Raw genomic sequence first — 24914 nt, 5'->3', positions numbered from 1 at the left:
AGAGGGTGGGGGCATGCCCCTCCTCGCCCTGCTGACCCTCGCCGTCATGGTCATCGCCCTGATCGACGCCATCACGCGCCGCGACGACCAGGTCAAGCACATGCCGAAGTTCGTGTGGGTGTTCTTCATCGTGCTGCTGCCGCTGATCGGGTCGATCCTGTGGTTCACGATCGGTCGCGAGTACGAGCAGCGGCAGGCGCCGATGTCGTTCGGAGACCCGCGGCGCTGGCAGAAGGATGCCGAGCCGGCACCCGCCCCGCGCACGTACGACGCGCGGAGCACCGAGCAGCAGATCGCCGACCTCGAGCGCGAGATGCACCTCGCCGACCTCGAGGAGCAGGTGCGTCGGCGGCGCGCGGAGGGCGGCGCGGCCGGGTCGGGTGCGGGCGCGGGGAGCTGACGCGACGGGCGGCGACCCTGTCCCGGTGTCAGGACGGCGCCGGGCGTCTGCTGCGGGTCCCAGGCGTGCTGAGTGTCCGAAACACCCGGACGCCTCAAAAATATGTCCGGGTGTTTTGGACACTCAACCGGGCGAGCGGGAGCGCGGGCGGGCGCGCGGGCGGGCGCGCGGGCGGGCGGGCGCCGGCGTCAGTCGGTCGGGCGACGGCGCATCCGCTTGATGTCGGTGCGGCGTTGCTTCGCCCGCAGCCGGCGCTCCGTCGACCCGCGCGTCGGCGTGGTCGCACGCCGTGGCGGCGCCGGAGCGCGCACGGCATCGGCGACGAGCGCGGCGAGGCGCTCGCGCGCGGCGTCGCGGTTGCGCAGCTGATGGCGGTGCTCCGACGCGGCGATCGTCAGCACCCCGTCGACGAGCCGGTTCCCGAGGCGTTCGAGAAGCCGCTCGCGCTGCACGCGCGACAGCACCGTGGAGGCCCTGGCATCCCACATCAGCTCCACGCGCGAATCGGTGGTGTTCACGCCCTGCCCGCCCGGGCCGGACGATCGTGAGAAACGCCAGGACAGCTCGGACGCGGGGATCACGAGCGAACCTGTGACCCGGATGCCGGAATCGTCGGAGGCGCTCATGCCTCCATCTTGCGCCCGCCGCGTCGCGGAAGCCCACCGCCCGCCCGCGTAAGCACGGCGTATGCGTCCGTGGGCGACCCGTAGGGAAAGCGTTAGGGAAGCGGGATGCCGGGCCCCCGGCGCGTTGGATCGACAGACGTGCCGCCCCCGCGGCATCCGCGAATCCGCGGCCCCCTCGATCCTGGAGTCGTCGTGCTCGATGCCGTCTTCCTCGTCGCGACCGTCGCGCTGTTCGCGCTGGTCGCCCTCGTCGCCAAGGGGGTCGAGAAGCTCGGCCCGCCGGCGAGCACTCTCGCGCCCCGCGGCACCTCCGCCGCGCGTTCCGACGCGAACGCGGCCGGCACCTCCCGCGAGGACGGGGACCGCTCGTGATCTTCTTCTCGATCCTCGCCGCGGTTCTCGCGGTCGCCGCCGTCGTGTACCTCGTGGTCGCGCTCGTCCGTCCGGAGAAGTTCTGAGATGGCGATTCTCCTGACCAGCCTCACCCTCGTCGTCGCCCTGGGCCTCGCGTACCGCCCGCTCGGCGACTACATCGCCCGCATCTACACCGGACAGCGCGACCTCGCGATCGAGCGCGGCACCTACCGTCTGATCGGCGTCGACCCGCGCAGCGCGCAGACCTGGCAGGCGTACCTGCGCTCGGTGTTGCTGTTCTCGTTCGTCGGCGTCGTGTTCGTGTACGCGCTCCTGCGTCTGCAGGCCGTCCTGCCGTACTCTCTGGGCCTCGATGCCCCGAGTGAGGCACTGTCGTTCAACACGGCCGTCTCCTTCGTCACCAACACCAACTGGCAGTCGTACGGGGGCGAGTCGACGCTCGGCTACACCGCGCAGTTCGCCGCTCTGACCGTGCAGAACTTCGTGTCGGCCGCCGTCGGCATCGCGGTCGCGGTCGCGCTCGTGCGCGGCTTCGCGTATCGCCGCAGCGGCGTGATCGGCAACTTCTGGGTCGACCTCGTGCGCGGCACCTACCGCCTGCTGCTGCCCTTCTCGATCATCGCGGCGGTCGTCCTGCTCGCGGGCGGCGTCATCCAGAACCTCAACGGATTCACGGATGCCACGACCCTCACGGGCGCGGCCCAGTCGATCCCGGGCGGGCCGGTGGCATCCCAGGAGGCCATCAAGCTGCTCGGCACCAACGGCGGCGGCATCTTCAACGCCAACTCGGCGCATCCGTTCGAGAACCCGGCGCCGTGGACAAACCTCCTCGAGATCTTCCTCATGCTGGTGATCCCGTTCTCGCTCCCCCGCGCCTTCGGCCGCATCGTCGGCGACGACCGCCAGGGCTACACGATCCTCGGCGTCATGGGCGCGATCTTCGTGGCATCCACTGCTCTGCTCACATGGGCCGAGCTCACCGCCGCGGGCACGGCACCGACCCTCGCGGGCGGCGCGATGGAGGGCAAGGAGGTGCGATTCGGTGTCTTCGGGTCGACGCTGTTCGGCACGACGAGCACGCTCACGTCGACCGGCGCCGTGAACTCGATGCACGACAGCTACACGGCGCTCGGCGGCATGATGCCGATGATCAACATGATGCTCGGCGAGATCGCGCCCGGCGGTGTCGGGTCGGGGCTGTACGGCATGCTGATCCTCGCCGTGATCGCGGTGTTCGTCGGCGGCCTGCTGATCGGCCGGACGCCCGAGTACCTCGGCAAGAAGATCGGGCCCCGCGAGATCAAGCTCGCGAGCCTGTACATCCTCGTCACCCCGACGCTCGTGCTCGCCGGCACGGCGCTGAGCTTCGCTCTGCCGGGCATCCGCGAGGACGTGGAGAACACCTCGATCCTCAACCCGGGCGTGCACGGCTTCAGCGAGGTGCTCTACGCCTTCACCTCGGCGGCCAACAACAACGGCTCGGCGTTCGCGGGCCTCACCGCGAATACCGCGTGGTTCAACACCGCCCTCGCGGTGGCGATGCTGCTCGGGCGCTTCCTGCCGATCGTGTTCGTGCTGGCTCTCGCCGGGTCGCTGGCGGCTCAGGATGCCGTGCCCTCCACGGCCGGAACCCTGCCGACGCATCGACCGCAGTTCGCGGGCCTGCTTGCCGGCGTCGCGGTGATCGTCACCGCCCTCACCTACTTCCCGGTCCTCACCCTGGGGCCCCTCGCCGAAGGACTTGTCCGCTGATGCCCACGTTGACCCACGCCCCGGCTCCCGCCGAGGCCCCGAACCCCGCCGCCCCGCGCCGCGCCTTCAGCGCCGCGCAGATCGTCGCCGCTCTCCCGGGTGCCGCGAGAAAGCTCAACCCCGCCGCCCAGTGGCGCAACCCCGTCATGTTCCTCGTGTGGGTCGGTGCGGCGCTGACGACCCTCATCGCGATCGCCGAGCCGTTCCTCGGGGGCGCCGACGGGTCGCTGCCCTTCGGGTTCACGTGGGCCATCGCGATCTGGCTGTGGCTCACGGTGTTCTTCGCGAACATCGCCGAGTCGGTCGCCGAGGGACGCGGCAAGGCGCAGGCGGCGACGCTGCGCAAGACACGCACGACGACCTCGGCCCGCCGCGTCGTCTCGTACGACGGGAAGACCGACCCCGCGGCATCCGGGGCCGCCACCGAGGACGTCCCCTCGGGCGACCTCCGCGTCGGCGACATCGTGCTCGTCGAGACCGGGGAGCTCATCCCCGGCGACGGCGACATCGTCAACGGCATCGCGACCGTCGACGAATCGGCGATCACCGGAGAGTCCGCCCCGGTCGTGCGCGAGTCGGGCGGTGACCGCAGCGCGGTGACCGGCGGCACCCGCGTGCTGAGCGACCGGATCGTCGTGAGAATCACCTCGAAGCCCGGCGAGACCTTCGTCGACCGCATGATCGCGCTCGTCGAGGGCGCCTCGCGCCAGCGCACGCCCAACGAGATCGCACTGAACATCCTGCTCGCGAGCCTGTCGATCGTGTTCGTCGTCGTGGTGCTCGTGCTGAACCCGATCGCGTCGTACGCCGCGTCGCCGGTGTCGATCCCCGTGCTCGTCGCGCTGCTCGTGTGCCTCATCCCCACGACCATCGGTGCGCTGCTGAGCGCGATCGGCATCGCCGGCATGGACCGTCTCGTTCAGCGCAACGTCCTGGCCATGTCGGGCCGCGCCGTCGAGGCCGCGGGCGACGTCACGACGCTGCTGCTCGACAAGACCGGAACGATCACCTACGGCAACCGTCGCGCGTCGGCGTTCGTGCCGCTCGACGGTGTCGGCGGCCCGCTGCTCGCGGAGTACGCCTCGCTGTCGTCGCAGGCCGACCCGACGCCCGAGGGCGTGTCGGTCGTCGAACTGGCCGCGGCCCAGGGCATCGTCGCCGAGATGCCCCGCGGCGCGGAACCCGTCCCGTTCACGGCCCAGACCCGCATGAGCGGCCTCGACCTCACCGACGGCACGCAGGTCCGCAAGGGCGCCGCGTCGGCCGTGGTCGCCTGGCTCGCGGCATCCGGATCCCCCGTTCCCGAGGCGCCGCGCGTGCAGCTCCAGAGCGAGACGGATGCCATCGCCCAGTCGGGCGGTACACCGCTGGTCGTCGCGACCCTCACGCCCACAGGCGAGGGGCGCGTGCTCGGCGTCATCCACCTCAAGGACGTCGTCAAGGACGGCCTCCGCGAGCGCTTCGGCGAGCTGCGGGCGATGGGCATCCGCACCGTGATGATCACGGGCGACAACCCCCTCACCGCGAAGGCGATCGCGGCCGAGGCGGGGGTCGACGACTTCCTCGCCGAGGCGACGCCCGAAGACAAGCTCGCCCTCATCCAGCGCGAGCAGGAGGGCGGCAACCTCGTCGCCATGACCGGCGACGGCACGAACGACGCCCCCGCCCTGGCGCAGGCCGACGTGGGCGTGGCGATGAACACGGGCACCTCGGCCGCGAAGGAGGCCGGCAACATGGTCGACCTCGACTCCGACCCGACGAAGCTCATCGACATCGTGCGGATCGGCAAGCAGCTGCTCATCACGCGCGGCGCGCTCACGACGTTCTCGCTCGCGAACGACATCGCGAAGTACTTCGCGATCATCCCGGCGATGTTCATGGGGGTGTTCCCGGGCCTCGCGGTGCTGAACATCATGCAGCTGTCGTCTCCGGCATCCGCGGTGCTCAGCGCGATCATCTTCAACGCGATCGTCATCATCGTGCTCATCCCCCTCGCCCTGCGCGGAGTGAAGTACCGCGCGGCGAGCGCGTCGAGCATCCTCAGCCGCAATCTGCTCGTCTACGGGCTCGGCGGCGTCATCGTCCCCTTCATCGGCATCAAGCTCATCGACCTCGTTGTGAGCCTGCTCCCCGGCTTCTGAAAGGCCCCGTCATGCGCACCACCCTGCGTACCGCCGGCGTCGCCGTCCGCGCGATGCTCGTCTTCACCGCCGTACTCGGCGTCGGCTACATGCTGCTCATCACCGCGATCGGCCAGGTCGCGCTCCCGTTCCAGGCGAACGGCTCGCTCGTCCGCTCGGCCGACGGCGCCGTGGTCGGCTCGACCCTCATCGGACAGTCGTTCCAGGATGCCGACGGCCAGGCGCTCCCGCAGTACTTCCAGTCGCGTCCCTCCGCCGCGAAGTACGACGGGGCCGCCTCGACCGGCTCGAACCTCGGGCCCGAGAACCCCGACCTCATCGCCTCGATCCAGCAGGGGCAGTCGGACTTCCGGGACCTCAACGGTGCGGGCTCGGTCCCCGCCGACACCGTCACCGCCTCGGGCTCGGGGCTCGATCCCGACATCTCGGTCGAGAACGCCGAGCGTCAGGTCGCGCGCGTGGCGGAGGCCCGTGGCATCCCGTCGTCGGAGGTCGAGGCGCTGGTGGCGCAGCACACCCTGCCGCGCGATCTCGGCTACCTCGGCGACCCGCGCGTGAACGTGTTCGAGCTCAATCGCGCGCTCGACGCCCGGTGAGCGACGAGAATCGCTGACATGACCGTCGACGCGTCCTTCGCCGCCGCCCCGCCCCGCGCGGGGCGGCGGCGCGCGTGCGCCCGGGCAGCGGTATCGACTCGGGAAACGACCTCGAGTGTCCAAGACACGCCGTATTCCGCGGTGCCGTTACGGCGTGTTCTGGACACTCGACGTGGGGGGCGCGGGCGCGGGCGCGGGCGGATCGTCACGGGGGCGGGCGCGGGCGCGGGAGGGCGGCCGTGAAGCGCGGCAAGCTGCGCGTCCTGCTCGGCATGGCCCCGGGCGTCGGCAAGACGTACGAGATGCTCGAAGAGGGGCGACGGCTCGCCGCCGAGGGACGCGACGTCGTCATCGCGGTCGTCGAGACCCACGGTCGAGCCGGTACCGCCGCGCAAGCCGACGGCCTCGAGGTCGTTCCGCGTCGAACGGTCGCCCACCGCGGGGTCGCGCTCGACGAGATGGATCTCGCGGCGGTGATCGCGCGGCATCCGGATCTCGCCCTTGTGGACGAGCTCGCCCACACCAACGCACCCGGCTCCGCCAACGACAAGCGGTGGACCGACGTCGAAGAGATCCTCGACGCCGGGATCGACGTCATCACGACCGTCAACGTCCAGCACATCGCGTCGCTGAACGACGTCGTCGAGAAGATCACCGGCGTGACGCAGCGCGAGACGGTTCCGGATGCCGTCGTCCGCGCGGCCGACCAGATCGAGGTCGTCGACCTCGCGCCGCAATCTCTGCGCGATCGCCTGTCGGCCGGGTTCGTCTACCCCGCCGAACGCATCGACGCGGCGCTGTCGAACTACTTCCGCCTCGGCAACCTCACGGCCCTGCGCGAGCTCGCGCTGCTGTGGCTTGCCGACGAGGTCGACTCCGCGCTCCAGCGCTACCGCACCGAGCACGGCATCGAGGGGGCATGGCAGGCGCGCGAGCGCGTCGTCGTCGCGCTGACCGGCGGCTCCGAGGGAGAGACGCTGCTCCGCCGCGGGGCGCGCATCGCCGCGCGCTCGGCCGGTGGCGAGCTGCTCGCCGTCCACGTGTCGACGCAGGACGGTCTGCGAACGAGCAACCCGGGGGCTCTCGAGACGCAACGCGCCCTCGTCGAACAGCTCGGCGGCACGTATCACCAGGTCGTGGGCGACGACGTGGCCACCGCTCTCGTCGACTTCGCCCGCTCGGTCAACGCGTCGCAGCTCGTCATCGGTGTCAGTCGGCGCGGACGCCTCGGCGCCGCCCTGACCGGTCCCGGCATCGGCAATACCGTCATCCGCGAGTCGGGTGACATCGACGTGCACATCGTGAACCACGCCCGCGCGGGCGGCCGGTTCGCGCTGCCGCGTCTGACGGGCCCCGCGCTGAGCAGGAAGCGGCGCATCCTCGGCTTCGTCACCGCTCTCCTGGGCGGCCCGATCATCTCGCTGCTCCTGCTGGCGACCGGCTCCGATGACTCGATCACGACCGACGTGCTCAGCTACCAGCTGCTCGTGGTGATCGTCGCGCTGATCGGCGGGATCTGGCCGGCGGTGTTCGCGGCGGTCCTGTCGGGTCTCACCCTCGACTTCCTCTTCATCGCGCCCGTGCACACCGTGACGATCAGCGACCCCGTGCACGCCATCGCGCTCGTCCTCTACGTCGTGATCGCGATGCTGGTGAGCGTCGTCGTCGACCAGGCGGCCCGCCGCGCCCGCGCCGCGCGCCGCGCCTCCGCCGAGGCCGAACTGCTCGCCACGGTCGCCGGTAGCGTGCTCCGCGGCGAGGTCGCCGTGCCCGCGCTGGTCAGCCGCGCGCGCGAGGCGTTCGGCCTGGCCGGCGTGCGTCTCGTCGCTGCCGACGGACGCGTGCTCGCGACCGACGGCGAGCCGGTCCGCGGCGAGCGCCGAACGGCGATCCCGGTCGGCGACGGACGCGCCACCCTCGAACTGCACGGCGGAGATCTGGATGCCGGCAGCCGCCGCCTCCTCGACGTCGTCGTCGCTCAGCTCGCCGCAGCCCTCGAACGAGCCGACCTGGCCGAGACCGCCGCCGAGGCGGGCGCCCTCGCCGAGACCGACCAGGTCCGCAGCGCGCTCCTCTCGGCCGTGAGCCACGATCTGCGCCGACCCCTGGCATCCGCCGTCGCCGCCCTCGGAGGACTGCGCGCCGCGGGCGACCACCTGTCCGAGGACGACCGCCGCGAGCTGATCGAGACCGCGGACGAGAGCCTCGCCACGCTCTCGGTGCTCGTGACCGACCTGCTCGACGTCAGCCGCGTGCAGGCGGGAGTGCTCGCGATCTCTCTCGCGCCCGTCGACGCGGCCGATGTCGTGATCGCGGCGCTCGACGAGCTCGACCTGGGTCCCGACGAGGTCGAGCTCGCCCTCGACCCCGAGCTGCCCGCGCTCCGCGCCGACGCGGTGCTGCTGCAGCGCGTGCTGGTCAACGTGCTCGCGAACGCGCAGCGCTACACGCCGGAGGGCGTGCGCGTGCGCATCGCGACGAGCCGGCTGGGCGGAATCGCCGAGATCCGCGTGATCGACCACGGCCCGGGCATCGCGGCGGAGCGTCGCACCGACATGTTCTCGCCGTTCCAGCGGCTCGGCGACACCGACAACACCGCCGGCCTCGGGCTCGGTCTCGCCCTCTCGCGCGGCTTCGCCGAGGGCATGGGTGGCACGCTGGTCCCCGAGGACACCCCGGGCGGCGGGCTGACGATGGTGGTGACGCTGCCCGTCGCCGAACGGGATGCCGAGGCCGTGGCATCCGGGATCCGGGAGGACGCACCGTGAAGATTCTGATCGCCGACGACGACCCGCAGCTCGTCCGCGCGCTGCGCATCACCCTCGGCGCGCACGGCTACGACGTCGTGGCCGCGGCCGACGGCGCGGCGGCGATCACGCTCGCCGCGCAGGCGCACCCCGACATCGTCCTGCTGGATCTCGGGATGCCGCACCTCGACGGCGTGCAGGTGATCCAGGCGCTGCGCGGGTGGACGAGCGTGCCGATCATCGTCGTGTCGGGCCGTACGGGCTCGGCCGACAAGGTCGACGCGCTCGACGCGGGGGCGGACGACTACGTCACGAAGCCGTTCCAGATCGACGAGCTGCTCGCGCGACTCCGCGTGCACGCGCGGCGGTCTGTTCCCGCTTCGGGCGACGCGGTGGTGCGCTTCGGAGACGTCGAGGTGGATCTGGCCGCCAAGGCGGTGCTGCGCGACGGCACCCGTGTGCACCTCACCCCGACGGAGTGGCGGATGCTGGAGTTCCTCGCCCGCAACCCCGGGTCGCTGGTGACCCGTCAGACGCTGCTCAAGGAGATCTGGGCGAGCGAGCAGGTCGCCGACAGCGGCTACCTGCGGCTGTACATGTCGCAGCTGCGCAAGAAGCTCGAGGCCGACCCGTCGAACCCGGCGCACCTGCTGACGGAGCAGGGGATGGGGTATCGGCTGGTGGTGTGAGGCGGCGGGTTCGGCCGCGGCCGGGGCCATCCGCCCGCCGGGCCGAACTCCGGAGAAACCGAGCCGCCGGCCGTCTTACACCCCGGTTCCGGCCTCAACCGAGCGAAAACTCCGGAGTTTCGCACGCCCCGGCCGCGCCCGCCCACTCGGCGGAGCGAAAACTCAGGAGTTCTGCTCGGCCTCGACCTCGTCGCCGGCGGAGCACCCCTCGAACTCCGCCTGCACCCGCGCGCAGCGGCACGCGTAGACGATCGAGTGCAGCAGCATCAGCGCACCTCGCCGACGGTGTGGCATCCGGGACACGGGAAGGCGACGCGGTCGCCCACGTGCACGTCGCCGGGCAGCACGACGCTTCCGCAGGCGGCCGAGCCGTGGGCGTCGAGCACGGCGAACGGTTCGTCGTAGGCGTGCGAGACACGACCGATCAACCGCGCCTCGCGCCAGACGACCTCGAGCCCCGCGACGCACGCGTCGAGGCGGAGCGTCGCGGGCGTGGCATCCGTCACCGTCGCCACCACCACGGTGATCGACAGACTCGCGGATGCCACCCCGCCCGACGCCGGGATGACGGCGGGCCCCGTGCACACGCAGGGCGTGCCGCAGATGTCGGCGTACCGCCCGACAGACACCGCACGGACGGTCACGTCGTCAAGGGTGGGCGCGGAGCCGGCGGGCCAGGCCCCGGCGTCGAACGGCGCCGGGATGCTCGAGCGGAGGGTGGGGAGGAGGGCCGTGAGGGTCATGGCATCCGGTCTACGCGGGTCATCCGACGGGGTGCGGGACTCTCACGACTCCCATACGGCGCGCCCGGCGATCCGCACGGATCCCCTGCGGCCGGGCGCGTGCCGCGCCCCGGAGAACGGCCCCGAGTGCGCCCGGTTCGGCCGCTCTGTGCGGCAATCGGGCAGTTCTTTCCGGAGCGCGGCACGCACCAGCGAGCGAAACTCCTGAGATTCAGTCCTCTCGGCGCCCGAACCCGCGGCCACGGGGGCACGGCCTCCGCTCTGTCAGGAGTTTCGCCCGCCCCCGCCGTCCCAACCGCCCCTCGACATCGGCCGGACCGGCCCACCGGCCGCCACCCACCCCGCGCCGCGTAGCCTGGAGAGGTGACCCTCTCCTTCGACGTCGACGCCGTGCGCGCCGACTTCCCGATCCTCGAGACCGAGGTCGACGGACATCCGCTCGTCTACCTCGACTCCGGCGCGACGAGCCAGAAACCGCGCGCGGTGCTCGACGCCGAGCGCGACTTCCTCGAGCGCGCCAACTCCGCCGTCCACCGCGGGGCGCACACGCTCGCCGCCGAGGCGACCGAGCTGTTCGAAGACGCCCGCTCTACGGTTGCCGAGTTCGTGGGCGCCGAGCCCGAGCAGCTCGTCTGGACGAGCGGAGCCACCGCCGGCCTCAACCTCGTCGCCGGGTCCCTCGGCTACGCGGGGCGTCTGCGCGAGGGCGACGAGATCGTCGTCACCGAGGCCGAGCATCACGCGAACCTCATCCCGTGGCAGGAACTCGCCGCGCGCACGGGAGCGCGCCTGCGGCACATCCCCGTGCTCGACGACGGCACCCTCGACATGCGCGCCGCGGCCGACCTCATCGGCGAGCGCACCAAAGTCGTCGCGTTCCCTCACGTCTCGAACGTGCTCGGCATCGTGAACCCGGTCGCGAAGCTCGTCACCCTCGCCCGCGGCGTCGGTGCGCTGACGGTGCTCGACGCGTGCCAGTCGGCACCGCACCTCGCGCTCGACCTCCCGGCATCCGGGGTCGACCTCGCCGTGTTCTCGGGGCACAAGATCCACGGTCCCTACGGCATCGGCGCCCTCTGGGGCCGCGATGAGGTGCTCGAGTCGCTGCCGCCGTTCACCACGGGCGGCTCGATGATCACGACCGTCACGCTCGAGCGCGCCGAATACCTGCCGCCGCCCCAGCGCTTCGAGGCCGGCACGCAGCCGGTGTCCCAGGCCGTCGGCCTCGCCGCCGCGGTCCGGTGGCTCGGCGAGCACGACCTCGAGGCCGCGCACGCGCACGAGTCGACGCTCGAGAAGCGCATGCGCGAGGGGCTTCGCTCGATTCCGGGTATCCGCCTCCTCGGAGACACGGATGCCGCCGACCGCGTCGCCCTGCAGGCCTTCGCCGTCGAGGGGGTCCACGCGCACGACGTGGGGCAGTTCCTCGACTCCCGCGGCGTCGCCGCGCGCGTCGGTCACCACTGCGCGCAGCCGCTGCACCGACGGTTCGGGATCACGGCGTCAGTGCGCGCGAGCGCGGCGATCCACACGACCGAGGCCGAGATCGACACGTTCCTCGACGCGGTCTCGGGCGTCCGCGGCTTCTTCGGGGTCAGCGCATGAGCGGACTGGAGTCGCTCTACCAGGAGCTCATCCTCGACCATGCGAAGAAGCCCCGCGGCTTCGGCCTCGCCGAGCCCGGTGCCCACAGCGCCACCGTGCACCAGCGCAACCCCGTCTGCGGCGACGAAATCACGCTCCGCGTCGATGTCGAGGGCGACCGCGTCGCCTCGGTCACGTGGGAGGGCGCCGGTTGCTCGATCTCGCAGGCCTCGGCATCCATGCTGGTGGCGCTCCTGCAGGAAGACGGCGGAGACGAGGGGATGCCACGCGCCGACGCCGAGGCGTTGATCGCCGGCTTCCGCGAGGCGTTGCGCTCCCGCGGCAAGATCCCCCTCGACGAGGAGACGTTCGCCGACGCGGCAGCCCTCTCGGGCGTCTCGAAGTACACCGCGCGCGTGAAGTGCGCGATGCTTGCCTGGGTCGCGCTCGAGCAAGGGCTGCGGCAGGCCTGAGGCCGTGGCATCCGGACGTCCGCTCCCCAGCGCCCACGCCCACTGAGTGTCCAAAACACCCGGACGTCTCAGAAAATCGTCCGGGTGTTTTGGACACTCACGAGCTCATTTCGCGAGCCGACGCCGACGGTGCGCGCACCGCATGGTGGGGGCCGCCGGGGCGGCGATATCCTGCGACCACGACGGAGAGAGGCGGATGCCATGGGCAACGGATTCAGCGCAGAAGAGCGCGCGGCGATGAAGCAGCGCGCCGAGGAACTCCAGGCCATGAAGGGTTTGAAGGGTCTCGCGAAACTGCAGAAGGAGAACGAGGCCTGCCTCGAGGCGATCGAGAAGCTCGAGGGAGTCGACCGCGCGGTCGCCGAACGCCTGCACGTGATCGTGCTCGAAGAGGCGGCGCACCTGAGCCCGAAGACCTACTACGGCTTCCCGGCCTACGCCAAAGACGGCAAGGTCGTGGTCTTCTACCAGCCGGCCTCGAAGTTCAAAACCCGCTACGGAACCGTGAGCTTCGACGACAGCGCGCAGCTCGACGACGGGCCGATGTGGCCGGTGTCGTACGCGGTGGTCGAGGTGACGCCCGAGGTGGAGCAGCGGATCCGTGAGCTCGTGCGGCGGGCGGCGCCCGCGGCCTGACGCGCGGCACCGGAATCGGATCGCAGCAACAGAATCGGAGCAGCACGGCCCCGGCATCCGAATCCGCTGCTGCGGTCCGATTCTGCGTGCCCGGCCGAACGGATGCCGCGACCTCGAGGCCGCGGCATCCGTCGATCAGGCGAGGACCACGCGCTCCATCCGCTGGAAGCTCTGCTCCATGCCGTCGACCATGCCCGTGGCGAGGACGGCGTCGCGGGTGGCGGCATCCGGATACTCGATGAGCAGCGTGACCAGGGTCGCGCCGTCCTCCTCGTAGAACGACAGGTCGTTGGTCGTGGAGGGGTAGTCGGTGCCGGTCATGTGCTCGGTCTGCACGATGCGGCGCGGCTCGTCGATGAGCAGCGTCTCGCCGTCGAAGCCGAACGGCTCGCCCTCGGTGCCCTCCTCGGGTTCCCAGGCGATGCGGTAGGTCCCCCCGACCGAGACGTCGACCTCGCTGACGCTCATGCGCCAGCCGTCGGGGCCGAGCATCCATCGCCGCATGAGTTCGGGGTCGGTGTGCGCGCGCCAGACGAGCTTGCGCGGGCCCTCGATGAGCCGCGTGATGCGCACGTGCTGATCGTCGAGGATCTCGAGTTGCGTGCCCTTTCCCTGCGCGAACTCCCGGAGCCCCACGAGCACCGCGTCGAGCTGGTTCATCGCGAGGGTGGCCCCCTCGACGGCGCCCATCGCGAGCACCTGCTCGAGGCCGTCGAGCGAGTCGAAGTACGTGATGTTCGTCAGGCGCGAGCCGCTCGGTGTCTCGTCGAAGGCGAAGGTCATGCGCATCGCGGGCATGCCCTCGATGGGGTCGCCGTTCTCATCGACGAACGAGTCCACAACCTCGAAGCCCCGCGGAGCATCGATGGCGACGAACTCCCAGCTGCCCCGGGCGATCTCGCCGCCGGCGCTGCGCATCTCGTACCGGGCGCGCCCACCGGCCTCGAACGCGAAGGAGGTGAACGTCGCCGGCCACCCCGGAGGACCCCAGAAGCGCTCGAGCTGCCGCGGGTCGGTGAACACGGCCCACAGCCGCTCAGTGCCGACGGGGAAGTCGGCGACCAGGGTCATGGTGAGCGCTTCGGCGTCGCTCTCGACGGATGTGACGGGCATGACGGACTCCTTCGTCGGTTCAGTTCACAGGTGGAGGGGCGGATGCCGGGTCCCCGGCGTCTTCGAGGCCGGGATCCGCGGGCGCGGGTTCGGCCAGCAGGGCGTCGAGCCGGTCGATCCGGCCCCGCCAGAGGTCTTCGTAGGAGCGGAGCAGTTCTTGCGCCCGCGCGAGCGCGGCGGGGTCGGCGCGCACGAGTCGCACCCTTCCCTCCGCGCGTTTGGTGATGAGCCGCGCCTCGGCCAGCACGGAGATGTGCTTCGACACGGCGGCGAACGACATGGCGTATCCCGCGGCGAGATCCGACACCGACTGCTCGGCCACAAGCGTGCGCCGCACGATGTCGCGCCGCGTCGCATCGGCGAGCGCGTGGAAGACGCGGTCGATGTCGGCGTCGTGGAGGGGCTGTCGTTTAACCATTTGGTTGCACGTTAGTGGGCATGGCATACGAGCGCAACCGCGAGGTTGTCGAGGTGCCGCGCGCGAATGAGCGGGACGCGGGCCTCGAACTGCAGCACGCCGTCGCCAGCAGAGAACTGAGCGAACGGGACCGGGCTGCGATTGATCCGATGCAGGTGCGCACCTCGAAAGGTGTCCGTGACTACCAACGTGCTGACCGGCTACATCTAGTCGAGGAAATACCTGAAGGTCTTCCGCTCTGAATCCAGAACGTCATCTGGCTCTACGCCGAGTGTGAGCGCTAGGTCGACCGATCCGAGAAGCGCGACCTCCACATCGGGAGAGAACGCTCGCTCGAGAACCGCGAGGTAGTCCCGCATGCACCCGTCGAGCCGGTTGACCAGCTCCTGGTAGTCGGCAGCAAGCCGCTCATCGAGCATCCGTTGCTCTTCGAGGTAGCGGGTAACGAGTTCTGCTTCTCGTCGGGATAGCGATGAAGAGACCCCGCTATACATGACCATGCCGACAGTGTTGCCAATCACGGCACCGAGAACAGGGACCGGGACGAGTGCTTGGCCGACGAAGGACGATAGGGCGCTGACCGCGGCTTCCAGGGAGATGAGCTCGGCAGCCTCGACGAACTCGAGCTCGTCGATTTCCCCGCGTCGTAGCTTGCTTGCCTGCTCAGCAATGCCAAAGGCGGCGGTGACGATCGAGCTGGCGACGGCCGCAGACGTCGCCGTGAAGTTCGTGAGCGAATAGATGCTCAGACCGCGAACCCCTCCGCTGACGGCGCCGAGCCCCGTGCTAGCGGCGATCTCCGTCCAGTCATCGAGCGTGAAGTCCTTGAGCTTCTTACCCTCTCGACGTTTTCCGACCACCGCGATGACGAAGGCAGTCGCGCCCTCGACGGCAGCGGATACGAGTGTTGCTTTCGCGCCTTCTTTGAGCTTCGGTCGGCTCGCTTGGTACGCGTCATTGCGCAGGGTCTCGTCGGTTGAGCGGAGTGCATCCTTCTCAGCCTCCAGCGTGGACTCGTACTCGCCTCGCTGCACCTCGCGGTAGTCGAGCGTGGATGGTTCGAGTGACTCGATGCCGACCGAGCCATCGCCGAAGAACGCTTGGACTCGCTCCCAGTCCCGAAAAGAGGGACCGTTCCCTCTGCGTGCCAGCAGACTGCTGGCTTCCGCGCGCGGCATGTCGTGGAGGTTTCGGATCACATCAAAGTGGTCGCAGGGGATCTGGTACTTCCCACCGCTCGTCACGAAGTCCGGGTACTTCTCAAGATGCTCCGTGATTGCGCCCAAACCAAAGCGCCCGCCGGCAGCAACGAACTTCTGCTGGATCTCCACGCCGCCGCGCATGAGGTCCACAGGGCCGTTGTCGTTCACCCACTGGTAGACGGCACCTTCTCCGAGAATCTGGCTCCGCGCGTTACCGACGCCAACCTCAGCAACCTCGGCGATGAAGCCGTGCATGCCCCTCAAGCCGCCGCGGTTGGATGTGACCACTTCGAGGTCGATCTTTCTGATTGCTTCGTCGACGCTGGCAAGCGCATCCTCGAGATTGACATCTTGCTGACGAAAGGCGCTCAGCAAATTGTCCAGGCGGAGTTGGTTCAGGTGATTGACCCACGCGGCGACCGCTTGCTCTTGGTTGGTTCTGGCGAGGCGCTCCGGATCACTCATCGGCGGCGTGCTGATCCGCAGTGCGGCTGAGGAGCACCGCGGCGGCCCTCGCATTGTTGACCAGTGCGGCGAGCCGAGACTGCTCCGCTGCGGACATCGCGAGGAAGTCTGCGCCGACGAGTGTGAGCGCATCGCGATAGCGGTTCAGGAGAAGCTCGCGAAACGAAGAGGTACGACGGAGCAGGTCGTTGATCTGGGCGTCGATGCGTCGCACGAGCGCGGTGTTCTGCTTGACGCCGATGAGCGCTTCCTGTTTCGCGTCGCGGTTCTGAACCTTCTTCCTCGTGAACAGCACGACCGAGACGAGCAGAGTGGCCCCTGCCACCGTCCATCCGATGGGGCCCGCAAGTGCGAGGAGCGCGCTTCCCGCGGCAGTGCCGCCGCCGCCGGCCGCGAGAGCTCCCCCACCGAGCCACGCCAACGCCGCGTTGGTTGCGGCAGCCCCTGAGAGCGTGGAGATCGCAGTTCCGGTCGAAGCGACACCGAAGGTCGTGGCGGCCCACATGGCCGCTGTCGGCGCCATGCTCGCCACAGCAGCACCCGCAGCGAGGCCCGCCCCTGCCCCGACCGCGGACGCTCGAGCGGCCTCGAGATCCCTCCGAGCGAACTCGATGACCTCAACGAACTGTGCTTTGCGAAAGTTGATCTCGTCGAAATCCTTCTCGAATGACTTCGGCGTGTTCGCGATGCTGTTCACCAGGAACTCGACCAGGTCGACCAGGTCCGTCGAGCGCTCGCGCTGGCGCAGCAGCGACAGTCCGCTGTCGTTCATTGCTGTGAACGCACCGTTGTACTCGGCGATCGCTTCTTCGTACGGGTCCGGCTTCTTGGTGGTGAGCTTCTGGAGGGTGTTCCCAGCGGCGTCCTTGAGTTCGCCGGCCTGCTCGGCGACTTGTGCCGAGGTGCTGCGCGCGAGCCTTCCCATGTCATCTACGGTCTTGCCGAATCCCGTCCGAACCTTATCCATCTTGAGTGGTTCGGCCATCCCGATCTCCCCGTACTCCCGCTGCGTCCTCTAGCTGACGAGAGGATATCGGGCACGAACGAGCGGGCGCTGGCGGGACGCGACTGCAAGCCGCCTCGGGTCGCAGGAATGTATCGCTGCAATGTCCTGGATCATCCCCCTTACGGCCCCGAGCGCGTGGACGTCCGATGTCATCTGACTGCAATTCCGGCATGTCAGGTGGCACAGACCTCTCAAGAGGTCAACCGTCGCGACCGATCGCTCTCATTCGTCCCGAACATGCCTCCCGGGCCTGAAACAACCGGCTAGCAAAGCGGGTCGAGCTACCGTCGACGGAACAGAGATACTTGACCCACGAGACGCCCTGACAAGGAGCACCCATGAGAGAAACTGATCTGGCCGTCTCGATCGCGGATCGCGCCGGAGCCATCGGTCATCATGTGTTGAGCCTCACTGATTCTGGCTTCAACGACGCCGCCAAGGGACTTGAAACCCTGTACCGGGAAATTCTCAACATGACTCGCGGCTGGGCGCTGACATCGACGAATTTCGAGACTCTCAACTCCGCCGCCATCGATCTTCACGACACGGGACGTCGAATTGCCGTGCAGGTGACCGCCCGGCTTACTTCACGGAAGGTCAAGAAGACCGTCGAAGTCTTCTTAGCTAAGAAGCTAGATCGAAAGTACGACACCCTGCACATCGTTGGCATCGAAGGGATCAGACAAAGCAAACACGCCTTGAAATGGGTGACCATTACGCACCAAGAATCGATCCTCAGCACGGCCGGCTTGACCCTTAGACAGCTCGAGAAACTCGACGAACGACTGGGAGAGTCCGTCCCCTGGACTCAATTCACTCAGCGCTCCGACTTCGCCTGTTTCGAGGTGGTTCTGAGCACCCTGAATCGCGACGCTATACGCCATTCGGTGGCGGTCGAGGCGGACTTCGGGGACATGTTGCGCGCCTTACGCCAGATCAAGCAAATGGTCACGGTTGGCAAGGCGGAGGGCATTCAGGCCACGGCGAAGGCTGCATCCGCGTACGCCTCCTTTGCTTATCGCGAACAGATCGAGATGATCGACGAAGAGATCGGGAGAATGACCCGACTTGTGCGCAAAGGTCTCGTGGGCGACAACTTGCTACCGCCGGCCATCGGCAAGAACGTTGATGGAGTCCGCGAGAGTCTCGTCGACCGAGTAAACCGGTTCTCGGAAGCGCACGGACATCACACGCGTATACAGATCCAGAGGTAGCCGCTCGCACGCTCATAACCGGATTGGCAAACCCGGGCGCGCGTGACGATCGCGAGACCCGGACCGCAACCAGCGAAAGAGCGAGCGAGAGTCAGCCGCGCAGCGCCTGAAGCAGCGCGCCGACGGGGTGGTCGCTCTCGACCGGGTGGCGCAGCGGTAGGTCCTCGACGCACTCGTAGCGGTTGCGTCGGCCCTCTTTCTCGCGCTTGAGGTAGCCGGCATCGACGAGGTCGGCCAGGATGCCGTGCGCCGTGCGCTCGGTGATGCCGACGGCATCCGCGATCTCTCGGACACGCGCACCCGGATCGCGGGAGACGTAGATGAACACGTGGGCGTGGTTCGTCAGGAACGTCCAGGTGTTCATCACCACAGCCTAGTGACCGAAGCTACCGGAATTCAAGAACGTGTGATTAATTACCTGTGTTTTGACACACGCAATTTTATGCATGTAACGTGCTGCGCATGTCATTGATCGCCCCGCTCCTGACGGCCGCGCTCCTCGCCGCCCTCCTGCCGGATGCCACGCGCCACCGCACTCCGGGCTCGCTCGCCGTCTGGCCCGGGGTCGCTGCCACGGCTCTGGCCACGCTCGGTCTCGCGAGCGCCCTCGCCGAGAGCGCCGACATCGCCGGCGCGGCACTCGCGCTGCTCATCGTCGCCCTCACCGTCGTCGTGCAGGTCTACGCGAGCCGCAACCTCCGCGGGGACCCGCGCTCGCGCGGCTTCTTCGCCCTGTCGTCGCTCGCGGCCCTCGGGTCGACGACCGCCATCGCCGCGAACGACGTCGTGCTGCTGGCCGCAGGCTGGACGGTCTCGACCCTCAGCATGATCGCCCTGATCGCCTCGGGAGGCTCGGGCCCGCAGACGCGCGTCGCCGTCCGGCGGAGCGCCGTAGCGCTCCTGATCGGCGATGCCGCCCTGTGGACGGCCGTCGTCGTCGCCACCGCCTCGACCGGTTCGATCTCGCTCGCGGCCCTCGGCAGCCTCGACGCCGCCTCGGCCGCCATCGTCGGCGCACTCGTGGCGGTCGCCGCGATCGCCCGCGCGGGGTCGTTCCCGCTGCACGGCTGGCTCCCGGCCACCGCCGCGACGACCACGCCCGTCTCCGCCCTCCTGCACGCGGGGTTCGTGAACGCCGGGGCTCTGCTCCTCCTGCGGTTCTCCCCCGTCCCCTCGGCCGTCGGCCCCTGGATCGCGGGAGTGGCCGGAGCGCTCACGCTGCTGATCGCGACGCTCGCGATGCTCACCCGCGCCGACGTCAAGGGCCGACTGGTGCACTCCACCGCGGCGCAGATGGGCTTCCTCCTCCTCGCGTGCGCGCTGGGCGCCTACGGACTCGCGTTCGTCCACGTGATCGGGCACGCCCTCTTCAAGGCGAGCCTCTTCCTCGGGTCCGGCTCCGCCGTGGAACACGCGCTCCGGGCACGGGCACTCCCCCGGCCCGTCCCCTCGCGGATCGGGCAGGTCACGGGAGCACTGCTCGTCGGAGGAACCGCCGCGATCGCCGTCGTCGCGAGCGGCGCGCTCACGCACCCCACCGCGGTCCTCCTCCTCTTCGCGCTCACGACCGCCGCGGTCGCGGGGGCGCAGATCGGCGCGTCCTCGGCGCGGGTGTCCACGCGGGCGGCGCTGCTCCTCACGCTGGCGATCGCGGTCGTCGGATACGTGGCGGTGGTCTTCCCGGGCGCGGAGGCGCTCGTCCCCGTCAGCGGGACGACGGCACTGCCCTGGGGCGTTGCTCTGGCCGTCTTCGTCGTCGCCGCGGCATCCCTCCTCGGCATCCGCTCCACCGGACCGATCTCGGACCGGATCTTCGCCCTCGCCCTCGCGTGGGGCCGACCGCCGCTCCCCGCCCCCACCCCGTCCTGGGCTCCGGCATCCGCCGACGGCCCCCTCGAGTACCGGAGAGTCTGATGACCACCACCGCTCCTCCTTCACCGGCCACCGTCCGGGGCTGGGTCGCCGCCGCCGGCCGTGCGATCTCGCCGCACTTCCCGCTCGAGACCTTCATCGCCCGCAACCCCGTCGCCGGCTACGAGGACCTCGACTGGGAGGGCGCACTCGGACAGATCGCCCGCGACCACGGCATCCTGCTCACCCTGCCCGAAGAGCGGTTCCGCGAGCTGCACGAGCAAGGTCGCATCTCGTCGGCCGACCTGATCGCCGCCCTCCGGTTCACGGTCGCCGAGGCACGCGCAACCGACACCCTCGTGGTCGGTCGTATCGTGACGACGGTCGCCGAGGTCCTGCGGCAGGATCTGCTCGTCTCACCCGCGATGGCCACCGGACCGTCGCTACCCACTCCGGCGGCCGTTCTCTCGCCCCGCGTCCATGCGCGCGTCGACGACCTCACCGCGCGGTGGCTCACCGCCACCCTCGGCGAGGGCGCGTGGAGCGGCCCCGTGCGGCGCGACGGCATGTGGACCGGCTGGCGGCGCCTCGCCGCGGTCGACCCGACGCTCTCGCGGCAGGTGCGCAGCGGCATCCGGAACACGCCCGCCGACGCGGCGAGCGCGATCGGCGTCGCCCTCGACCGCTGGCAGCTCGCGGGCTCGGCGGCCGAGGACTTCCTGCGGGCGCACGTGCTCGCACAGCCGGGCTGGTCGGCCCTCGTCCGGCACTTCACGGACGGCTCGCGGGGGGTCGACCTCACCTCGCTCGTCGCCATCCGGACCACCCTGGAGCGCCTCCTGCTCCCGGCCGACGCCACCCTCCGCGTCCCCGCGCAGACCGCGCCCGACGAGGAGGCCCGGATCGGCATGGTCGCCCTCGCACTGGGGGCAGACCCCTCCGACCCCGCGACCCGCGCGGTCGTGGGCCGCACCCTCGCGCTCGTCACCCCGGCGACCAGGCTCGCCGTCTGGCAGGAGGCCTACGAGCGCGGCGCGGCCCGTGCCCTCGCGCCCGCGCGGGGAAGCGAACGGACCGACCGCCCCCTCGCTCAGGCCGTCTTCTGCATCGACACCCGGTCCGAGGGCTTCCGGCGCCACCTCGAGGAGGCGGGCCCGGTCGAGACGCTCGGCTTCGCCGGGTTCTTCGCGGTGCCGATCTCGTTCCGTCCCGCGGACGGGTCCCCCGAGGTGGCCTCCTGTCCCGTCCTGTTGACTCCGCGGGTCGCGATCACCGAGTCGTCCGTCGAGCGCGACGCCCTCGACCGGTGGCGGCGGCGCCGGATCGCGGAAGGAGAACGGGATGCCACGCTCGACGCGCTGAAGGAGTCGCCGGTCACGCCCTTCGCGTTCGCCGAGACCGCGGGCTGGGTGATCGGCGCGGCCTCCGCGCTGCGGACCCTCGCCCCGGAAGGATGGCGCGCGCTCGTCGAGATGGTCAGGCCCGCGAAGCCGTCCACCCACGTGGACGCCGACGTCGTCTTCTCGCTCGAGGAACGCGTCCTGTACGCCGAGACGGCGCTGCGGATGATGGGCCTCGTCGACGACTTCGCGCCGATCGTGCTGCTGTGCGGCCACGGCGCGACGGTCACGAACAATCCGTTCGCGTCGAGCCTGCAGTGCGGAGCGTGCGGGGGGCACGAGGGCGAGCCGAACGCCCGTGCCGCGGCGATGATCTTCAACGACCCCGAGACGCGCCTGGCGCTGGCCGGGCGTGGCATCCGGATTCCCGCGGACACGCTGTTCCTCGCCGCGCAGATGGACACCGTGACCGACGAGGTCACGCTCCTCGAGCCGTGGACGGTGCCCGCCACGCACGAGACGATCGTGCTCGAGCTCGGGCACCACCTCGAGTCCGCGCGCGTCGCGAACACCGCGGAGCGCAGCGCGACCCTCCCCGGGGGAAGCGACGCGGCTGGAGCCGTGCGCGACACCGAGCGGCGGTCCGCAGACTGGGCGGAGTCGTACGCCGAATGGGGGCTCGCGGGCAACGCGGCCTTCATCGTCGGGCCCCGGGCGATCACGGCCGGGCTCGACCTCGAGCGGCGGGCGTTCCTGCACAGCTACGAGGCGTCCGCCGATCCGGAGGGGTCGGGGCTCGAGACGATCCTCACCGCGCCGATGATCGTGGCGCAGTGGATCAACGCGCAGTACACCGCCTCGACGGTCGCCCCCGACCGCTTCGGCGCGGGCCCGAAGCCGCTGCACAACGTCGTCGGGACCATAGGCGTGCTCTCGGGCTACGGCGGCGACGTGCGGATCGGCCTGCCGTGGCAGTCGGTGGGCGTCGGCCAGGAGGCACGGCACGAGCCCGTACGCCTGCAGGTGTTCGTCCAGGCGCCGATCGAGCGCGTCAACACGATCGTCGAGGCTTCCGAGGTCGTCCGCACCCTCGTCGCTCACCGCTGGATCACCCTTCGGGTACGCGACGACGAGAACGCGCCGTGGATGCGCTGGGGCCGCTACGGCTGGCAGCTCGACGACCTCGACACGGCCGAGGCCCCCGGCATCCCCGTCCTCCACCCCGAAACCACCACGAAGGAGCACCTCTCATGAGCACGTCCGAACTGACCCCGATGACCAAGATCGAGGTGGTCGTCGCGAGCGACGACGTCGCCGAGGTCTCCGCCCTGATGCAATCGCTCGGCGCGCGCGGGTACACCGCGATCACCGGTGTGGCCGGCGTCGGACACCACGGCTCGCGCGGCGGCCGCCTGCTGTTCAACGACCATGACGCCCTCACCCTGCTGGTCACGGTCGTCGCTCCCGAGCGCGCCGACGGGATCGTCGCCGGCATCCGTCCCCTTCTCGAACGCACGGCCGGCGTGATGTTCGTGTCACCCACCGCGGTGAGCCGCGCCGACTACTTCGTGTGATGGGCGCTCCCTCGCCGTTCGACGGGACCACCGTCGCGATCGGCACCGTCCATGGGAAGGAGGCGGCGTTCGCGCCCGCGTTCCGACGGTGGCTCGGCGCGTGGGTCGCCCCCACGGTGGCGCTCGACACCGACGCCCTCGGCACGTTCACGCGAGACGTGCCGAGGCTGCTCACTCCCGAAGAGGCCGCGGCGGCCAAAGCACGCGGGGCGGCGGCCGAACTGGGTACGGCGACGGGTCTCGCGACCGAGGCGTCGTACTCCCCCGCGCTGGGCGGCTTCGGCCCGATGGTGCACGAGGAGCTCGCCGTGTTCGTCGACCTCGAACGCGGCATGCGCGTGCGTCATGGCATCCGCCAGCACGTGCACATCGCGCCGCGGCGCACCGTCCGTAGCGAGAGCGAGGCACAGCGGTATCTCCAGCGCGTGGGCTTCCCCGCGCAGGCCGTCGTGGCGCACACCGACGAGGGCATGAGGAAGGGGATCCAGGATGCCACGGCCCTCCTCGCCCTCGTCCGTCGGGGTCCGGTCGAGCTCGAGCCGGATCTGCGTGCGCACATGAACCCGGGGCGACGACGAACGCTGCGGCGACTGTCGTGGCTGCTCGCCGCACGCCTCACTCGCCTCTGCCCGGGGTGCGGGTGCCCCGGTTTCGGACCGGTCGGTGTGGTGCGCGGACTGCCGTGCGGCGCCTGCGGCAACGCGACGTCGCAGGTGCGGCTCGACGTGGACGGGTGCCCGCGGTGTCCGGAACGGCAGGAACGCCGGCGACCGGTGAAGGTGGCCGATCCCGCCGCGTGCGACGCGTGCAATCCGTGAGGCGTCGGCTAGTGGTAGTGGGTGACCCATGTCCAGAGCGCGGGTCGGCGTTTCCGCGCGACGACGTCGCGCGTCTGACGCACGGCTCGAAGTGCCGGCACCGGCTCCGGACTGTCCGTGGTGATCACCGTTGCCGGCGTCGGCTCGGGGAGGTCGTGCAGTTCGGCCGCCAGGGCCGCGACCTCCGACGCGGTAGGGCGTGCGTCGGGGTCACGGGCCGTCATGGCGGTGAGCAGCAGTTCCCAGCCGTACCCGAACGTCGTGGGGATCTCCGGGTCATACGCCAGAGGGTCGAGAAGGAGGTCCTGCACCAGTCCGCCGGAAAGGGGGCGCTCCGCGGTCAGCGCCTCGAGCATCAGAAGGCCGAGCGAGTAGATGTCGGAGGCAGGTCGGGCGCCTTCGCCGTGGACACGTTCCGGAGGAAGGTACTCCGCCGTGTCGACGGTGAGGTCGAGCCCGTCCGCTCGTGCCGCGCGCTCCAGGAGGTCCGTCACGCCGAAGTCGGAGAGGACCGCGGCGAAAGGCCGACTGCCGTCTCGCAGAGGCCGAAGGAGCGTGTTCGACGAGCGGAGGCGCTGGTGGACGATGCCCGCCTCGTGGACGGTGGCGAGTCCCCGCGCGATATCCCGGAGCACCCCCGCGGCCGCGTCGGAGGGGAGCGGGCCGTCCTGGTCGAGGTGCTGTCGCAGAGTGGGGCCTTTGATGAGCTCCATGACGAGGAAGCCACGGCCGTCACGACCGAGGTGCGCGTCATAGAGGGTCACCAGAGACGGGTGATCGAGCCCGGTGAGCACGTGAGCGGCCGCAAGACGCCTCGGTGGATCGGACGCATCGCGCGGGTCGGCGCGGAAGACCTTCACCGCGACGTCACGCGCGAGGATGTCGTCCCGCGCGCGGAACACGCGCGATCCGCCGTCGAGTCCGAGGGGCTCCAGCAGCCGGTATCGCCCCGCGAACACCTCGCCGAGAAGGGCCGAGAGGGCCTCCCGTTCGGAGCCGCGGCTTCGGTCGCGTCGCGTTGCGGTGCTCACACGAGGGTGTCTCCGTCGTCGCGAGCGCGACGGGTGGGGGACACCTGCACGCGGGTTCCTCTGCCCATGCGAGACTCCCTGTAACTCTTGACGTCGAGGGACCGCAGCGGGAGGAGGATT

Annotated in this window: 24 protein-coding genes; 16 read left to right on the top strand and 8 right to left on the bottom strand. The window is 70.2% G+C overall.

The features are described 5' to 3' along the window. Positions 1–13: 13 nt before the first annotated feature. Entirely contained in the window at positions 14–400 is a 387-nt protein-coding gene (locus ACMW4R_RS03985) for a PLD nuclease N-terminal domain-containing protein (RefSeq protein ID WP_058628946.1), read from the top strand. A 188-nt stretch (positions 401–588) separates the two neighbouring features. Here ACMW4R_RS03985 and arfB read toward each other — a convergent pair whose 3' ends face one another. Continuing rightward, entirely contained in the window at positions 589–1026 is a 438-nt protein-coding gene (arfB, locus tag ACMW4R_RS03980) for an alternative ribosome rescue aminoacyl-tRNA hydrolase ArfB (RefSeq protein WP_418299212.1), read from the bottom strand. A 192-nt stretch (positions 1027–1218) separates the two neighbouring features. Between arfB and ACMW4R_RS03975 the strand changes: the two genes are divergently transcribed. From ACMW4R_RS03975 to ACMW4R_RS03945, 7 genes are all read left to right on the top strand, one after another. Further along, positions 1219–1398 (top strand): hypothetical protein, encoded by a 180-nt coding sequence (locus tag ACMW4R_RS03975; protein ID WP_058630356.1) that lies wholly within the window; start codon positions 1219–1221, stop codon positions 1396–1398. Continuing rightward, a complete protein-coding gene (kdpF, locus tag ACMW4R_RS03970) occupies positions 1395–1484 on the top strand; it encodes a K(+)-transporting ATPase subunit F (RefSeq protein WP_074696280.1) in 90 nt (29 codons plus the stop codon). The genes ACMW4R_RS03975 and kdpF overlap by 4 nt, the downstream gene beginning before the upstream one ends. Position 1485: 1 nt before the next feature. Further along, a complete protein-coding gene (kdpA, locus tag ACMW4R_RS03965) occupies positions 1486–3153 on the top strand; it encodes a potassium-transporting ATPase subunit KdpA (RefSeq protein ID WP_418299211.1) in 1668 nt (555 codons plus the stop codon). After that, positions 3153–5294 carry a potassium-transporting ATPase subunit KdpB gene (gene kdpB / locus ACMW4R_RS03960; protein ID WP_418299210.1) on the top strand — a complete coding sequence of 714 codons (2142 nt, stop codon included), beginning with the start codon at positions 3153–3155 and terminating at the stop codon, positions 5292–5294. Before kdpA ends, kdpB begins: the two co-directional genes overlap by 1 nt. 11 nt (positions 5295–5305) lie before the next feature. Continuing rightward, positions 5306–5890, top strand: a complete 585-nt coding sequence (gene kdpC / locus ACMW4R_RS03955) for a potassium-transporting ATPase subunit KdpC (RefSeq protein ID WP_418299209.1) — start codon at positions 5306–5308, stop codon at positions 5888–5890. A 239-nt stretch (positions 5891–6129) separates the two neighbouring features. After that, entirely contained in the window at positions 6130–8658 is a 2529-nt protein-coding gene (locus ACMW4R_RS03950) for a DUF4118 domain-containing protein (protein WP_418299208.1), read from the top strand. Next, positions 8655–9326, top strand: coding sequence for a response regulator (locus ACMW4R_RS03945; protein WP_058598213.1), 672 nt, complete (start codon positions 8655–8657; stop codon positions 9324–9326). Before ACMW4R_RS03950 ends, ACMW4R_RS03945 begins: the two co-directional genes overlap by 4 nt. Positions 9327–9592: 266 nt before the next feature. Here the strand turns inward: ACMW4R_RS03945 and ACMW4R_RS03940 are convergent, their stop codons facing one another. Continuing rightward, complete coding sequence (locus ACMW4R_RS03940) at positions 9593–10069, bottom strand: hypothetical protein (RefSeq protein WP_418299207.1); 477 nt, start codon at positions 10067–10069, stop codon at positions 9593–9595. 363 nt (positions 10070–10432) lie between these two features. Between ACMW4R_RS03940 and ACMW4R_RS03935 the strand changes: the two genes are divergently transcribed. From ACMW4R_RS03935 to ACMW4R_RS03925, 3 genes are all read left to right on the top strand, one after another. Continuing rightward, positions 10433–11674, top strand: coding sequence for an aminotransferase class V-fold PLP-dependent enzyme (locus ACMW4R_RS03935; RefSeq protein ID WP_418299206.1), 1242 nt, complete (start codon positions 10433–10435; stop codon positions 11672–11674). Continuing rightward, the gene (gene sufU, locus ACMW4R_RS03930; RefSeq protein WP_058597145.1) at positions 11671–12126 is read left to right on the top strand and encodes a Fe-S cluster assembly sulfur transfer protein SufU; all 456 of its coding nucleotides are present in this window, start codon (positions 11671–11673) and stop codon (positions 12124–12126) included. Before ACMW4R_RS03935 ends, sufU begins: the two co-directional genes overlap by 4 nt. A 201-nt stretch (positions 12127–12327) precedes the next feature. Next, positions 12328–12762, top strand: a complete 435-nt coding sequence (locus tag ACMW4R_RS03925) for a hypothetical protein (protein WP_058614819.1) — start codon at positions 12328–12330, stop codon at positions 12760–12762. A gap of 135 nt (positions 12763–12897) precedes the next feature. Here ACMW4R_RS03925 and ACMW4R_RS03920 read toward each other — a convergent pair whose 3' ends face one another. The 4 genes from ACMW4R_RS03920 to ACMW4R_RS03905 all read right to left on the bottom strand — a co-directional run bounded on the left by ACMW4R_RS03920 (position 12898) and on the right by ACMW4R_RS03905 (position 16945). Then, positions 12898–13875 (bottom strand): SRPBCC family protein, encoded by a 978-nt coding sequence (locus ACMW4R_RS03920; protein WP_058628056.1) that lies wholly within the window; start codon positions 13873–13875, stop codon positions 12898–12900. A 19-nt stretch (positions 13876–13894) separates the two neighbouring features. Beyond that, the gene (locus ACMW4R_RS03915; RefSeq protein WP_058597142.1) at positions 13895–14293 is read right to left on the bottom strand and encodes an ArsR/SmtB family transcription factor; all 399 of its coding nucleotides are present in this window, start codon (positions 14291–14293) and stop codon (positions 13895–13897) included. 206 nt (positions 14294–14499) lie between these two features. After that, the gene (locus ACMW4R_RS03910) at positions 14500–15960 is read right to left on the bottom strand and encodes a hypothetical protein (protein WP_418299205.1); all 1461 of its coding nucleotides are present in this window, start codon (positions 15958–15960) and stop codon (positions 14500–14502) included. Beyond that, positions 15953–16945: a hypothetical protein gene (locus ACMW4R_RS03905; RefSeq protein ID WP_418299204.1), complete on the bottom strand. Its 993-nt coding sequence runs from the start codon at positions 16943–16945 to the stop codon at positions 15953–15955. The genes ACMW4R_RS03910 and ACMW4R_RS03905 overlap by 8 nt, the downstream gene beginning before the upstream one ends. A gap of 359 nt (positions 16946–17304) precedes the next feature. On the opposite strand from ACMW4R_RS03905, the gene ACMW4R_RS03900 reads away from it, so the two are divergent. Beyond that, complete coding sequence (locus ACMW4R_RS03900; protein ID WP_418299203.1) at positions 17305–18180, top strand: SMEK domain-containing protein; 876 nt, start codon at positions 17305–17307, stop codon at positions 18178–18180. Positions 18181–18271: 91 nt separating this feature from the next. On the opposite strand, the gene ACMW4R_RS03895 is transcribed toward ACMW4R_RS03900, so the two are convergent. After that, on the bottom strand, positions 18272–18544 hold the full coding sequence (locus ACMW4R_RS03895; RefSeq protein WP_058597146.1) for a helix-turn-helix transcriptional regulator: 273 nt from the start codon (positions 18542–18544) through the stop codon (positions 18272–18274). A 98-nt stretch (positions 18545–18642) separates the two neighbouring features. On the opposite strand from ACMW4R_RS03895, the gene ACMW4R_RS03890 reads away from it, so the two are divergent. The 4 genes from ACMW4R_RS03890 to ACMW4R_RS03875 are packed head-to-tail and all read left to right on the top strand — an operon-like array spanning position 18643 to position 23763. Continuing rightward, positions 18643–20094, top strand: a complete 1452-nt coding sequence (locus ACMW4R_RS03890) for a proton-conducting transporter membrane subunit (RefSeq protein WP_418299202.1) — start codon at positions 18643–18645, stop codon at positions 20092–20094. Beyond that, positions 20094–22625, top strand: coding sequence for a DUF2309 domain-containing protein (locus tag ACMW4R_RS03885; RefSeq protein ID WP_418299201.1), 2532 nt, complete (start codon positions 20094–20096; stop codon positions 22623–22625). Before ACMW4R_RS03890 ends, ACMW4R_RS03885 begins: the two co-directional genes overlap by 1 nt. After that, entirely contained in the window at positions 22622–22945 is a 324-nt protein-coding gene (locus ACMW4R_RS03880; RefSeq protein WP_058595311.1) for a P-II family nitrogen regulator, read from the top strand. The genes ACMW4R_RS03885 and ACMW4R_RS03880 overlap by 4 nt, the downstream gene beginning before the upstream one ends. After that, entirely contained in the window at positions 22945–23763 is an 819-nt protein-coding gene (locus tag ACMW4R_RS03875) for a DUF6671 family protein (RefSeq protein ID WP_418299200.1), read from the top strand. The genes ACMW4R_RS03880 and ACMW4R_RS03875 overlap by 1 nt, the downstream gene beginning before the upstream one ends. Before the next feature lie 8 nt (positions 23764–23771). On the opposite strand, the gene ACMW4R_RS03870 is transcribed toward ACMW4R_RS03875, so the two are convergent. Further along, complete coding sequence (locus tag ACMW4R_RS03870; RefSeq protein ID WP_418299199.1) at positions 23772–24794, bottom strand: serine/threonine-protein kinase; 1023 nt, start codon at positions 24792–24794, stop codon at positions 23772–23774. Positions 24795–24914: the final 120 nt, after the last annotated feature.

Source organism: Microbacterium sp. S1037, assembly GCF_048381605.1.
Lineage (GTDB): Bacteria > Actinomycetota > Actinomycetes > Actinomycetales > Microbacteriaceae > Microbacterium > Microbacterium testaceum_B.
This window is presented reverse-complemented; position numbering and strand designations above follow the sequence as displayed.

Excerpts from the sequence above, each read along its gene's own strand:
- kdpB (WP_418299210.1), top strand. The coding sequence starts at position 3,153 with ATGCCCACGTTGACCCACGCCCCGGCTCCCGCCGAGGCCCCGAACCCC.
- ACMW4R_RS03925 (WP_058614819.1), top strand. The coding sequence starts at position 12,328 with ATGGGCAACGGATTCAGCGCAGAAGAGCGCGCGGCGATGAAGCAGCGC.
- ACMW4R_RS03900 (WP_418299203.1), top strand. The coding sequence starts at position 17,305 with ATGAGAGAAACTGATCTGGCCGTCTCGATCGCGGATCGCGCCGGAGCC.
- arfB (WP_418299212.1), bottom strand. The coding sequence starts at position 1,026 with ATGAGCGCCTCCGACGATTCCGGCATCCGGGTCACAGGTTCGCTCGTG.
- ACMW4R_RS03890 (WP_418299202.1), top strand. The coding sequence starts at position 18,643 with ATGTCATTGATCGCCCCGCTCCTGACGGCCGCGCTCCTCGCCGCCCTC.
- ACMW4R_RS03895 (WP_058597146.1), bottom strand. The coding sequence starts at position 18,544 with ATGAACACCTGGACGTTCCTGACGAACCACGCCCACGTGTTCATCTAC.
- ACMW4R_RS03905 (WP_418299204.1), bottom strand. The coding sequence starts at position 16,945 with ATGGCCGAACCACTCAAGATGGATAAGGTTCGGACGGGATTCGGCAAG.
- kdpC (WP_418299209.1), top strand. The coding sequence starts at position 5,306 with ATGCGCACCACCCTGCGTACCGCCGGCGTCGCCGTCCGCGCGATGCTC.
- ACMW4R_RS03940 (WP_418299207.1), bottom strand. The coding sequence starts at position 10,069 with ATGACCCTCACGGCCCTCCTCCCCACCCTCCGCTCGAGCATCCCGGCG.
- sufU (WP_058597145.1), top strand. The coding sequence starts at position 11,671 with ATGAGCGGACTGGAGTCGCTCTACCAGGAGCTCATCCTCGACCATGCG.
- ACMW4R_RS03875 (WP_418299200.1), top strand. The coding sequence starts at position 22,945 with ATGGGCGCTCCCTCGCCGTTCGACGGGACCACCGTCGCGATCGGCACC.
- ACMW4R_RS03910 (WP_418299205.1), bottom strand. The coding sequence starts at position 15,960 with ATGAGTGATCCGGAGCGCCTCGCCAGAACCAACCAAGAGCAAGCGGTC.
- ACMW4R_RS03920 (WP_058628056.1), bottom strand. The coding sequence starts at position 13,875 with ATGCCCGTCACATCCGTCGAGAGCGACGCCGAAGCGCTCACCATGACC.
- ACMW4R_RS03880 (WP_058595311.1), top strand. The coding sequence starts at position 22,622 with ATGAGCACGTCCGAACTGACCCCGATGACCAAGATCGAGGTGGTCGTC.
- ACMW4R_RS03885 (WP_418299201.1), top strand. The coding sequence starts at position 20,094 with ATGACCACCACCGCTCCTCCTTCACCGGCCACCGTCCGGGGCTGGGTC.
- kdpA (WP_418299211.1), top strand. The coding sequence starts at position 1,486 with ATGGCGATTCTCCTGACCAGCCTCACCCTCGTCGTCGCCCTGGGCCTC.
- ACMW4R_RS03985 (WP_058628946.1), top strand. The coding sequence starts at position 14 with ATGCCCCTCCTCGCCCTGCTGACCCTCGCCGTCATGGTCATCGCCCTG.
- ACMW4R_RS03915 (WP_058597142.1), bottom strand. The coding sequence starts at position 14,293 with ATGGTTAAACGACAGCCCCTCCACGACGCCGACATCGACCGCGTCTTC.